The sequence below is a fragment of the Pseudomonas sp. NPDC087803 genome (assembly GCF_044742995.1).
Lineage (GTDB): Bacteria > Pseudomonadota > Gammaproteobacteria > Pseudomonadales > Pseudomonadaceae > Aquipseudomonas.
The window spans coordinates 105386-116645 of record NZ_JBIUVO010000008.1; the positions used below are offsets into that span (position 1 = coordinate 105386).

Sequence of the window (11260 nt, forward strand, 5' to 3'; positions counted from 1 at the left end):
GGACTCGCTCCATTAAAGGCAAGGTCAGGAATAGAACGTCGGTACCGGCAGCGCCTGATTCAGCGCCCAGTCGCCCAGCTCGTGGAGTTTGTAATCGAGCGGGTCGTGCAGGGTCTGCGTGCGCAGGTTGCGCCAGTGCCGGTCGAGGCGTAGCGAGGCGTGGGTCGAACGCGCACCAGTGACTTCGAACAAGCGGCTGCAAATCTCCAGCCCCTGACGACTGGCGGCGACCTTGGCGGTGGCAATCGCCGTGGCCAGATGTCCGCGTTCCTCTGCGGTCAGGTTCGGGCCTTTGGCCCAGGCCTCGTCGAGCAGCGTGGCGGCCCGCTCGACCAGCAGGCGGATGCCTTCCAGGGCGACCCAGAACTCGCCGTAATGCGCGAGCACGTAGGGGTCTTCACGCACATTGCGGGCTGTGGATTTGTGCCAGAGGCGGGTTTCGCTCAGCGTGTACTGCCGCGCTTCCTCAAACGCACCTTCGGCGATGCCGAGAAACATATGGGTGAAGGTCAGCTGCGCGATCAGTGGACGCAGGCAGGCGAACGGTGTGCTCAACGGGCCGGGATCAAGCAGCAGCTCGGACTCTTCGACCCGCACCCGCTCGAACGTGGCGCTGCCGCTGTCGGTCTGACGCTGGCCGATGTTGTTCCAGTCGTCGTGCAGGGTGATGCCGCTGCGACCGCTGGGGATCGCCGCGATCAGTAATTTGCCGCCGGCACTTTCATCGACGGCCGAGGCGATCAGCATCTGTGAATCACTGGCGCCGGAGCAGAAACTTTTCTTCCCGGAAAATTCGCGCCAGCCACCGAAATCCTTGACCACCGTACGGGTGTCGAGCGGGTTGAGGGCGTTGCCCCAGAACCAGTTCTGCCGCGCGGTCTGTTCGAACCACGGTTGCCATTGTTCCGGCCGCGAGAACAGGCGCACGGTGGCGAGCATCAGGTGATGAAAGCCGAAGACGTGGGCGATGGAACTGTCGACCTTGGCGAACTCGCGCACGACCTGCAGGGTTTCGCTCCATGTCGCGCCGAGCCCGCCGTAACGGGTGGGAATGCTCAGGGCCAGCAGGCCGCTGTCGCGCAGGGCATCGCGCTCGGCCTTCGGCGTGCCGCCGCGTTCGTCACGTTCGACGGCGGTCAGGGCAAATTCGGCGGCCAGTTGGCGCGCGGTCTGCAGCGGGGAGAGCAGGGTGCTTTGTGGTTTGGCGGTCACACGGTGTTCCTCAAAATCGATGCAATCCTTTGTAGGAGTGAGCCTGCTCGCGATGTGGTCAGCACAGTCGACATCACCGTCGCAGATACACCGCTTTCGCGAGCAGGCTCACTCCTACAAAGGGCGTTTTCAGGCCTTTGCCTGGGTGGGCAACACATCGTTGGCAATCATTTCGCCAAACGGCCCGGTGAGGTTGGTCACGCCGCGTCCGGCCAGGCTCGCGTACGGCTCGGGCAGCAGCGGGAACACCAGTTCGGCAAAGCGGTACGCCTCTTCCAGATGCGGATAGCCGGAGAAGATAAAACTCTCGATACCGAGGTCGGCGTACTCTTTGATCCGCGCCGCCACTTGCTGCGGATCGCCCACCAGCGCCGTACCGGCACCGCCGCGCACCAGACCGACGCCGGCCCACAGGTTGGGGGCGATTTCCAGGTTGTCGCGACGCCCGTCGTGCAACGCCGCCATGCGCCGCTGACCTTCGGAATCGAAGCGCGAGAAGGATTTCTGCGCGGCCTCGATGGTCTCGTCGCTGATGTGCTCGATCAGTTTGTCCGCGGCTTTCCACGCTTCTTCGGCGGTCTCGCGGACGATCACGTGCAGGCGAATACCAAACTTCACCTTGCGCCCATGCCGAGCGGCGCGTTCACGCACATCGGCGAGTTTTTCGGCGACGGCGGCGGGTGGTTCGCCCCAGGTCAGGTACACGTCGACTTGCTCGGCGGCCAGGTCATGCGCCGCGTCGGACGAGCCACCGAAATACAGCGGCGGATAGGGTTTCTGCACCGGCGGATACAAGGCTTTGGCGTTTTGCACCTTCAGGTGTTTGCCTTCGAAGTCCACCGATTCGCCCTGCAACACCCGCCGCCAGATCTTGAGGAATTCGTCGGTGACTTCGTAGCGCTCGCTGTGGCTGAGGAAGCTGCCGTCGCCACGGTTTTCGTCAGGATCGCCGCCGGTCACCACGTTGATCAGCAGGCGGCCGTTGGACAGTCGATCGAGCGTCGCTGCCATGCGCGCCGAAACGGTGGGCGAAATGATTCCCGGACGGATCGCCACCAGATACCGCAGGCGTTCGGTCAACGGTACCAGCGCCGAAGCGATCACCCACGAGTCTTCGCAGGAGCGCCCGGTGGGAATCAGCACGCCGTGGTAGCCGAGGCTGTCGGCGGCTTGCGCCACTTGTTTCAGATAATTGAGGGTGACCGGGCGCGCGCCTTGGGTGGTGCCCAGGTAATGGCCGTCGCCGTGGGTCGGCAGGAACCAGAAAACATCCATGAACAGCTCCTCAAGCGATTTTCAGCAACGGTTTGATTTGCGTGCCGAACAGCGGCGCAGCGCGTTCGGCGGCCAGGCGAATGCGCGCTTTCAGCGGCTCGCTGGTGATCTGGTAGTCGGCGAAGTCGGCCTCGGTGGCGTACACCCCGATCGGCAGGGTCACGGCCTGGAAGAAACTGAACAGCGGCCGCAACTGGTGATCGAGGACCAGCGCATGGCGCTCGCTGCCACCGGTGGCGGCCAGCAGCACCGGGGTGTCGATCAGTGCGTTGAGGTCGATCAGGTCGAACAGGTGCTTGAGCAGGCCCGGGTAGGAACCGCGATACACCGGCGCAGCGACGATCAGCAGATCGGCTTGTTCGATGGCTTGCAGTTCGGCCTCGACCTCGGCGCTGAGTTCCTGACGCGACAGGGCGCTGCCCAGCGGACGGGCGATATCACCGAGCTCGATCAGGTGACTCTCGACCGGCAAGTGCCCGGCCAGTTCGGCCAGCAGCGCCTGGGTCAGCACCAGCGTACGGGACGGACGCCAGGTGCCGCCGGAGAGGGCGACGACTTTCAGGGGACGCGACATGATGAGTTCCTTTTTATCAACAGTTGCTCAGCGAGCAGTGAGTAAGTGCCAAGGCTTGAGCAAGCGCTGTACCAATTCCTGAGAGGCCCGGTTTACCTGGTGCTGAGTGTTCTGGCGTGAGTCGTTTGTGCAGATATCAGGCGGCTTTGTTGATCTGCTGTTGCCTGGGCAACAGTTGCTGGAGCAACAGTTGTTCGCCGTGTGCAGGGATTTATAGCGGCTGCCTGTTATTCCGTAAAAGAACGATAATTGATATTTATAGATCGTTAGGAGATATAAGGGGGTTAAAGCTCAAATCCTGATAGCCACTATTGAGCGTGTTGATTTTTGCCCGCAAGGGCGTGGGCGTAGCCTTTGTCCATCGACTACCACCGCTCGCCAGGACGCTCCCCATGAATCGTTTACTGACTGTTTCGCTGCTGCTCGCCGTCTCCGTACTCGCCGGTTGCGCGACCCACGTTTCCCCTGAACAACGGCCGTACACCGCCGAAGAAACCCGCGAACTGGCGATGGAAGCGCTGAACCGCAGCGGCTTGTCGTTCGACGAATATCACGCGAAGAAAGCGGCACTGCTGGGCGAATCGCAATTCGACAAGAAAGCTGAAATGAGCGCCGGGCGTGCGATACAGCTGCACGGTCGTCCAAGTTAATCGAAAACTGTACTGCTCGTTTTTTTGCGCAACTGTCCGTGGGTTTGCGCGCTGCCGTGCGATAGGGTCAATACCTGAATGACCCCCGACGGATTGCTCCCATGACCCTCTCGCTTGACCTGCTGTTGGGCTTTGCCCTGTTTGCCCTTGTCACCTCGATCACACCGGGGCCGAACAACACCATGTTGCTGGCATCGGGGGTGAACTTCGGCTTCAACCGCACCATTCCTCACATGCTCGGCATCACCTGCGGCTTCTTCGTATTGGTGGTCGCAGTGGGCTTTGGCCTGGGCGCGGTGTTCCAGACTTACCCGATTCTCTACACGGTGCTGCGCTATCTCGGCGCCGCGTATCTGTTGTACCTGGCGTGGAAAATTGCGCATTCGGGCCCGGTAGGCGAGGGCGTCGAAGGTGAGGCCAAGCCGATCAGCTATCTCGGTGCCGCGGCGTTTCAGTGGGTCAACCCCAAGGCCTGGATCATGGCCATCGGTGCCATCAGCACCTACACGCCGATGCAGGGTTATTTCACCAACGTGGTGGTCATCGCCGCCGTGTTCGCCATCATCAACCTGCCCAGCGTCGGCGTCTGGGCGGCGTGCGGCACGCTGTTGCGTAACGTGCTCAAGGACCCGCGCTGGTTGCGTGTATTCAACTGGGGCATGGCGGCGCTGTTGGTGATTTCGCTGTACCCGCTGCTTCTCGAAAGCTTTCACTGACGCATTGCTTCAACCGCCAGCCCGATGCCTGTTAAGCTCGACTTCAGGAGCGTTCCTACGCACTTTTAAATGAAGTTGTTCTTCTTTAACGGCATCCGATCAGGTATTGATGACGCTCTCGAACCCGGGCGCAGCTCACAAGGCTGCGCTGTGCCGTTTGCAGACACGAGCCTCCTGATCCCGGAACACGCTCTGCGAGTCTTTTATGAATAAACGTCCGTTGTATTTCGATTACGCCGCCACCACCCCGGTGGACGAGCGGGTCATCCAGGTGATGATCGACTGTCTGGGTTTTCACGGTAACTTCGGCAATCCTGCTTCCAGTTCCCACGCCTTCGGCCAGCAGGCCCGGCACACGGTCGAGCAGGCCCGTCGGCAAGTCGCCGAACTGGTCGGCGCAGAGGCCGGGCAGATCGTCTGGACCTCCGGTGCCACCGAATCCAACAACCTCGCCCTCAAGGGCGTGGCCCAGGCGCGCGGCGTTGCCGGTGGGCACATCATTACCAGCCAGATCGAACACAAAGCCATTCTCGATACTGCCCGGCAATTGCAGGACGCCGGTGTTGCGGTGACCTATCTGGTGCCGGACGCCGATGGCCTGATCACCCCGCAGGCGGTCAGCGAAGCGATGCGCGACGACACCTTTCTGGTGTCGCTGATGCTGGTCAACAATGAACTCGGCACGCTCAACGATATCCCGGCCATCGGTGAAGTCGTGCGCGGCCGTGGCGCGTTGTTCCATGTCGATGCCGCTCAAGGCGCCGGCAAAGTGGCGATTGACCTGCAGCAGTGGCCGGTGGACTTAATGTCGTTTTCGGCGCACAAACTCTATGGCCCCAAAGGCATCGGCGCGTTGTATGTCGGCCCGCGCGCGCAGCAGCGGTTGCAGGCGCAGATTCATGGCGGCGGCCACGAAGGCGGGCTGCGCTCCGGGACCCTGGCGACCCATCAGATCGCCGGCATGGGCGCGGCATTTGCCCTGGCCGCAGCCGAATTCGATGCCGAGAAAAAGTCCATCGTGGCGCTGCGCGAGCGGCTGCTTGAACAGTTGCTGAGCCTGCCCGGCGTGCGCCTCAACGGCAGCGCCGGCCAGCGCATTGCGCATACCTTGAGCCTGACTTTCAGCGAAGGTGAATTCAACAGTGCGGCCTTGAGCCAGTCGATCGCCTTTTCCGCGACCTCGGCCTGTAACTCGGCGAGCAACACGCCTTCTCACGTGCTGCTAGCGCTGGGGCACGACGCCCGGCTGGCCGGTCGCACCATTCGCCTGAGCCTTGGCCGTTTCACTACCGCTGACGACATCGATCAGGCGGTAGCGCTGATCAAGAGTGCCTGCACCAGTGCCCCGGCATTCTGGGCGACAGGGCTATAACCAGCCGCTTGTACGGCTACGAACAATAACGATGAAGTGATTGGCAGGAGACATGATGAGTACCCAGACTTTGACCGAAGGATCGGTTCCCCAGCGCCTGGCGCACACCCGTGAACTGATGCGCCGCGAAGGCATCCATGCGTTGCTGGTGCCGTCGGCTGACCCGCATCTGTCGGAATACCTCCCGGGTTATTGGCAGGGACGGCAATGGCTGTCGGGCTTCCATGGTTCGGTCGGCACATTGATCGTTACCGCTGATTTCGCCGGAGTCTGGGCCGACAGTCGTTATTGGGAACAGGCGACCAAGGAACTCAAGGGCAGCGGCATTGAACTGGTCAAGCTGCAACCGGGGCAGCCGAGCCCGCTGGACTGGCTGGCCGAGCAGACACCGGAAGGTGGTGTGGTTGCAGTCGACGGTGCGGTGATGGCCGTGGCTGCGGCGCGGACCCTGAGCAGCAAGCTCGAAGCCCGCGGCGCGCGGCTGCGCACCGACATCGACCTGCTGAATGAAGTCTGGACGGATCGCCCGAGCCTGCCGAACGCGCCGATTTATCAGCATCTGCCACCGCAAGCGACGGTCAGCCGTGGCGAAAAACTCGCCAAGTTGCGCGAGACCCTGCAGGAACGTGGCGCCGATTGGCACTTCATCGCCACCCTGGATGACATCGCCTGGCTGTTCAACCTGCGCGGCGGCGACGTGTCGTTCAACCCGGTGTTTGTCTCTTTTGCGTTGATCAATCAACAGCAAGCGACATTGTTTGTGGCCTTGAGCAAGGTCGATGCTCAATTGCGTGCGGTGCTGGAGCGGGATGGCGTGACTCTGCGCGATTACCGCGAAGTCGCCGACGCCCTTCGTGCCGTGCCGAACGGGGCGAGCCTGCTGGTGGATCCGGCGCGGGTAACCACGGGTTTGCTGGATAACCTGGACAGCACGGTGAAACTGGTCGAGGGTCTGAACCCGACCACCCTCGCCAAATCGCAAAAGAGCGAGGCTGATGCGCAGCATATCCGCAAGGCCATGGAGCAGGATGGCGCGGCGCTGTGCGAATTCTTCGCCTGGCTGGAATCGGCCTGGGGCCGCGAACGCATCACCGAACTGACCATCGACGAAAAACTCACCGCTGCCCGCGAACGCCGTCCGGATTACGTGTCGCTGAGCTTCAACACCATTGCCGCGTTTAACGCCAATGGCGCGATGCCGCACTACCATGCAACCGGAGAAGAACACGCGGTAATCGAGGGCGACGGTTTGCTGCTGATCGACTCGGGTGGTCAGTACCTGGGCGGCACCACCGACATCACGCGGATGGTGCCGGTGGGTACGCCGACGGCGGAACAGAAGCGTGACTGCACTCGCGTACTCAAAGGCGTGATTGCCTTGTCGCGGGCGCAGTTCCCGAAAGGCATTCTGTCGCCGCTGCTCGACGCGATTGCTCGTGCGCCGATCTGGGCCGAAAGCGTGGATTACGGTCACGGCACCGGTCATGGGGTCGGCTATTTCCTCAATGTTCACGAAGGCCCGCAGGTCATTGCCTATCAGGCTGCAGCGGCTCCGCACACGGCGATGCAACCGGGGATGATCACTTCGATCGAGCCGGGCACTTACCGTCCAGGCCGTTGGGGCGTGCGCATCGAGAACCTGGCGATGAATCGCGAGGCGGGCAGCAATGAATTCGGCGAATTCCTCAAGTTTGAAACGCTGACTCTGTGCCCGATCGATACGCGCTGCCTGGAGCCTTCCTTGCTGACGCAGGAAGAGAAGCAGTGGTTCAACGCCTACCACGCCGAAGTGCGTGAGCGTCTGAGTCCATTGCTCGAAGGTGCTGCGCTGGACTGGCTGAACACGCGCACCGCGGCTATCTGACTGGCTGTAACCCAGGCGCTGTTGACGGCGCCTGGGTTCTTTTCGGTCGTTACGCCTGGCGCAGGGCTTCTTCGACGAAGTCGAGCCGGTCCTGGCCGAAAAACATCTGGTTGCCGATGAACATGCTTGGCGCGCCAAACACCCCGCGTTTAACGGCGGTCTCGGTGTTGTCCTTGAGTGTTGCCTTGACCGTTTCGTCATTGGTCAGAGTCATTACTTCATCGGGGTCGAAGCCGTGTTCGCTCAAGACCGCAGCAACGGTTGCCGGCTCATCCAGTGCGCGCCCCTCAACCCAGAGGGCTTTGAACAGGCAATCGATAAACGCCTGAAAGCGTTCCGGCTGGTGCAGTTGTATGCCAGTGACGGCACGCATCAGTATCAGCGTGTTGATCGGGAAGTGCGGATTGAATTTCAGTGGCACGCCATAACGATTGGCGTAGCGATCCAGATCCTGAAACATGTAGCGACCCTTGGCCGGAATCATCGCCGGCGATGCGTTGCCGGTCGCCTTGAACACGCCGCCCAGTAGCATCGGGATGTAGATCAGTTGGCTGCCGGTCTCGGCACAGATCTTCGGCAGTTGGGTGTAGGCCAGGTAGGTGGCAGGGCTACCGAGATCGAAATAGAACTCCACGGTTTTGGTCATTTTCGCTGCTCGCTATTTATTGTTATGGGGAGGGGCTTACCAGCGTTCGTTCCATGGGCGCAGATCCAGCTCGAAGGTCCAGGCGTCCCGTGGCTGACTGTGCAGGTACCAATAGTTTTCAGCGATATGTTCGGGGTTGAGAATACCGTCCTGATCCTTGGTCGCGTACTTCTCGGGGAAACTGTTGCGGATGAAGTCGGTGTCGATGGCGCCGTCGACCACGACGTGAGCGACGTGGATGTTCAGCGGGCCCAGCTCGCGCGCCATGCTTTGCGCCAGTGCACGGATGCCGTGTTTGGCGCCGGCAAACGCGGCAAATTCAGAAGCACCGCGCAGCCCGGCGGTGGCGCCTGTGAACAGAATGGTGCCGCGTTTGCGCGTGACCATGCGCTTGGCCACTTCGCGGGCATTGAGAAAACCCGAGAAACAAGCCATTTCCCAGATCTTGAAATACTTGCGTGCAGTTTCTTCAAGAATGCTGCAAGGCACGTTGGCGCCGATGTTGAAGACAAACGCTTCGATCGGGCCGAGGCGGCTTTCGATCTCTTCAATCAGGGCAATGACGTCTTCTTCTTTGCGCGCATCGCAGGCAAAGCCATGAGCTTCGCCACCCTCGGCCTGAATAGCCTCGACCAGCGGTTGCAATTTGTCGGCGCTGCGCCGGGTGACGCAAGCGACAAAACCTTCTTTGGCAAAACGCTTGGCAATCGCTCCGCCTGTGGCATCACCGGCACCCACCACTAACACGACCTTCTTGTTGTTATTCATGAACGATTCCCTTTAGTAAACGATCGTTAAGTGAACGAACATTATGCTAGGATCCGGAAAGCGTCAAGGCGGCCGATCAAGAGGGCAAGCACATGCGGTATTCCGCCGGTCACAAGCTGGAAACCCGGGAAAAACTGCTGAGCAGCAGTGCGCTATCAGCCAAGCGTTCTGGCTTTTCGACAGTTGGTGTCGATGGTTTGATGAAGGCTATCGGCCTCAGTGGAGCGGCGTTCTATAGCCATTTCGCCTCGAAAGACGCGCTGTTCACGGCCATCGTTGAGCGCGAATTGTGTCAGAGCCTGGAGCGACTGCGAGGGCAGGGAGCGCAGGATCGTGAGCGGCTGGAACGCTGCCTCAAGCAGTACCTGAGCATGGCCCACGTCGAGCAGCCTGAATCGGGCTGCGCATTGCCGACGCTGGGTGCGGAAATCGCTCGTTCAGATGAGCAGGTTCGCCAGCAGGCAGAATTGTGGATTTGTCGGCTGCAAGCCAGTTGGGCGCAGATCCTGGAAAGCGAAAGCCTGGCGTGGGCGATTCTGTCGCAATGCGTCGGGGCGCTGGTGGTGGCAAGGATGCTGGTGACACCGGACGTTCAACGGACGGTATTGAAGTCCAGTCACGAGGAGATCGGGCGTCAGCTGGCTGCTCGACAAGGCGAGCAGCCAGAATGATTCATTTGCAGATGACGATCATGCTGCGGCTGGTATAGCCGGCCGGATTGAGACCGAACGGGTAGTCGCCAGGTTCTTCCACGGCGTCCCCTGATTTGGCGATGACCTTGTAGCCCTTTGGCGCGCAAGCATTGGCGGCGCTGGTATAGCACTTGTCCCAAGAGGACGACAGCCCGGAACAGTTGATGTGTAGCCCTTTTTTACCGTGCTTCACTTGGGTCTTGGAGGTCGCTGCGCACCCCGCTACTGCCAATACAGCGATCAGTATCAAAATTCGTTTCATTACCGTCCTTATGGTAGCCGCGAGTCTGGCGCTCGGGTCTGCCTGTGTTCGCCTGCGCTTTAAGCGGTTCGATATCCCTGTCCGAAAAAATCCATGCCTGGCACTAAGTTAAGGGGTCTAAACATGGCCTAAATGAACGCCAATTGCCAGACCTTCGTCAAATCCTGTATCAATCTGCAGCGACGGCGGGCTTGGCGGTACTGCCCATGGTCATGGTCGCTCCGACCGAGGCCAGAATAATGCAGAGAATCGCCATCCATTGTGACAGCGTGAGGTATTCCTGCAGAAACAGCAGCCCCGACAGCGCACCGAAGGCCGGTTCTATGCTCATCAACGTGCCAAAAGTGCGGGCGGGCATGCGGGTGAGGGCGACCATCTCCAGCGTATAGGGCAGGGCCGTCGACAGGATGGCGACGCCGATGGCGACCGGGATCAGTGACGGGGTCAGTAACGCTGCGCCGGCATGCACGATGCCGATCGGGGCGACAAACAGAGCGGCAATCATCACGCCCAGGGCCGCGGTCGTCACGCCGTTATCGGCACCGGCCTTCTGGCCGAACAGTATATATAGCGCCCAGCACACGCCGGCGCCCAAGGCATAACCGGCGCCGACCAGGTCAATTCCCACTGATGTCGCCCCGGTCGGGATCAACAACAGCAGACCGACTGCCGCCAGGGCAATCCACAGAAAGTCGATAGCGCGGCGCGAGGCGTAAATGGCGACGGCCAATGGTCCTGTGAACTCGAGTGCTACAGCAATGCCGAGCGGCACGGTGCGCAATGACATATAGAAGAGGAAGTTCATCCCACCCAGCGCCATACCGTAAACGATCACCGTGCGCAGGGACTGGGCGGTCAGCCTGGCGCGCCATGGGCGCAGCAATAGCAGCATGATCACGCTGGCGAAGATCAGGCGCAGGGTGGTCGTCCCTTGAGCGCCAACCACCGGAAACATGCTCTTGGCCAGAGAGGCGCCAGACTGAATGGATGCCATGGCTATTAATAAGAGGCCAACCGGGAACAGCGTCGAGGTCAGAGAGCGAGGTTGGTCAGTCATTGCGAGGCATCATCCGAAGGTGGGAGCAGGGTATTGTTTTAGGTGTTGGGCAATATACTGCGCATTGGCTGTCGTTACGTCTATATAGAAGCAGGGTTTTTAAGTGTCTTGATGGAAAACTGAAATTAACGGTTGACGGCAGATTCTGGAGGTCTATAATTCGCCCCACTTC

At 60.6% G+C, this 11260-nt stretch carries 12 protein-coding genes; 5 read left to right on the top strand and 7 right to left on the bottom strand.

What is annotated here, in order from left to right:
• Positions 1 to 24 precede the first annotated feature (24 nt).
• From ACIOUG_RS08215 to msuE, 3 genes are all read right to left on the bottom strand, one after another.
• Positions 25 to 1212, bottom strand: a complete 1188-nt coding sequence (locus ACIOUG_RS08215; protein WP_401064197.1) for an acyl-CoA dehydrogenase family protein — start codon at positions 1210 to 1212, stop codon at positions 25 to 27.
• A 129-nt stretch (positions 1213 to 1341) separates the two neighbouring features.
• Positions 1342 to 2487, bottom strand: a complete 1146-nt coding sequence (gene ssuD / locus ACIOUG_RS08220; protein ID WP_095137367.1) for an FMNH2-dependent alkanesulfonate monooxygenase — start codon at positions 2485 to 2487, stop codon at positions 1342 to 1344.
• A 10-nt stretch (positions 2488 to 2497) separates the two neighbouring features.
• Positions 2498 to 3061, bottom strand: a complete 564-nt coding sequence (gene msuE, locus ACIOUG_RS08225) for an FMN reductase (RefSeq protein WP_201136976.1) — start codon at positions 3059 to 3061, stop codon at positions 2498 to 2500.
• Positions 3062 to 3453: 392 nt separating this feature from the next.
• On the opposite strand from msuE, the gene ACIOUG_RS08230 reads away from it, so the two are divergent.
• The 4 genes from ACIOUG_RS08230 (at position 3454) to ACIOUG_RS08245 (ending at position 7663) form a co-directional block, all read left to right on the top strand.
• Entirely contained in the window at positions 3454 to 3711 is a 258-nt protein-coding gene (locus ACIOUG_RS08230; protein WP_041069780.1) for a hypothetical protein, read from the top strand.
• A 101-nt stretch (positions 3712 to 3812) separates the two neighbouring features.
• Positions 3813 to 4427, top strand: coding sequence for a LysE family translocator (locus ACIOUG_RS08235; RefSeq protein ID WP_003226640.1), 615 nt, complete (start codon positions 3813 to 3815; stop codon positions 4425 to 4427).
• Between the two features lie 205 nt (positions 4428 to 4632).
• Positions 4633 to 5799 carry an aminotransferase class V-fold PLP-dependent enzyme gene (locus tag ACIOUG_RS08240; RefSeq protein ID WP_401064201.1) on the top strand — a complete coding sequence of 389 codons (1167 nt, stop codon included), beginning with the start codon at positions 4633 to 4635 and terminating at the stop codon, positions 5797 to 5799.
• A gap of 55 nt (positions 5800 to 5854) precedes the next feature.
• Positions 5855 to 7663 (top strand): aminopeptidase P family protein, encoded by a 1809-nt coding sequence (locus ACIOUG_RS08245; protein ID WP_401064203.1) that lies wholly within the window; start codon positions 5855 to 5857, stop codon positions 7661 to 7663.
• Between the two features lie 49 nt (positions 7664 to 7712).
• On the opposite strand, the gene ACIOUG_RS08250 is transcribed toward ACIOUG_RS08245, so the two are convergent.
• Positions 7713 to 8309 (bottom strand): 2-hydroxychromene-2-carboxylate isomerase, encoded by a 597-nt coding sequence (locus tag ACIOUG_RS08250; RefSeq protein ID WP_401064206.1) that lies wholly within the window; start codon positions 8307 to 8309, stop codon positions 7713 to 7715.
• 36 nt (positions 8310 to 8345) lie between these two features.
• Entirely contained in the window at positions 8346 to 9077 is a 732-nt protein-coding gene (locus ACIOUG_RS08255) for an SDR family oxidoreductase (protein WP_401064207.1), read from the bottom strand.
• Positions 9078 to 9169: 92 nt separating this feature from the next.
• Between ACIOUG_RS08255 and ACIOUG_RS08260 the strand changes: the two genes are divergently transcribed.
• Positions 9170 to 9748: a TetR/AcrR family transcriptional regulator gene (locus ACIOUG_RS08260; protein ID WP_401064209.1), complete on the top strand. Its 579-nt coding sequence runs from the start codon at positions 9170 to 9172 to the stop codon at positions 9746 to 9748.
• A gap of 1 nt (position 9749) precedes the next feature.
• Here ACIOUG_RS08260 and ACIOUG_RS08265 read toward each other — a convergent pair whose 3' ends face one another.
• Positions 9750 to 10031, bottom strand: coding sequence for a hypothetical protein (locus ACIOUG_RS08265; protein ID WP_007965435.1), 282 nt, complete (start codon positions 10029 to 10031; stop codon positions 9750 to 9752).
• Between the two features lie 169 nt (positions 10032 to 10200).
• Complete coding sequence (gene rhtA / locus ACIOUG_RS08270) at positions 10201 to 11088, bottom strand: threonine/homoserine exporter RhtA (protein ID WP_401064211.1); 888 nt, start codon at positions 11086 to 11088, stop codon at positions 10201 to 10203.
• Positions 11089 to 11260 lie beyond the last annotated feature (172 nt).

Coding starts and splice junctions, on each gene's coding strand:
- ACIOUG_RS08250 (WP_401064206.1), bottom strand. CDS start 8,309: ATGACCAAAACCGTGGAGTTCTATTTCGATCTCGGTAGCCCTGCCACC.
- ACIOUG_RS08265 (WP_007965435.1), bottom strand. CDS start 10,031: ATGAAACGAATTTTGATACTGATCGCTGTATTGGCAGTAGCGGGGTGC.
- ssuD (WP_095137367.1), bottom strand. CDS start 2,487: ATGGATGTTTTCTGGTTCCTGCCGACCCACGGCGACGGCCATTACCTG.
- ACIOUG_RS08230 (WP_041069780.1), top strand. CDS start 3,454: ATGAATCGTTTACTGACTGTTTCGCTGCTGCTCGCCGTCTCCGTACTC.
- ACIOUG_RS08255 (WP_401064207.1), bottom strand. CDS start 9,077: ATGAATAACAACAAGAAGGTCGTGTTAGTGGTGGGTGCCGGTGATGCC.
- ACIOUG_RS08235 (WP_003226640.1), top strand. CDS start 3,813: ATGACCCTCTCGCTTGACCTGCTGTTGGGCTTTGCCCTGTTTGCCCTT.
- rhtA (WP_401064211.1), bottom strand. CDS start 11,088: ATGACTGACCAACCTCGCTCTCTGACCTCGACGCTGTTCCCGGTTGGC.
- msuE (WP_201136976.1), bottom strand. CDS start 3,061: ATGTCGCGTCCCCTGAAAGTCGTCGCCCTCTCCGGCGGCACCTGGCGT.
- ACIOUG_RS08245 (WP_401064203.1), top strand. CDS start 5,855: ATGAGTACCCAGACTTTGACCGAAGGATCGGTTCCCCAGCGCCTGGCG.
- ACIOUG_RS08240 (WP_401064201.1), top strand. CDS start 4,633: ATGAATAAACGTCCGTTGTATTTCGATTACGCCGCCACCACCCCGGTG.
- ACIOUG_RS08260 (WP_401064209.1), top strand. CDS start 9,170: ATGCGGTATTCCGCCGGTCACAAGCTGGAAACCCGGGAAAAACTGCTG.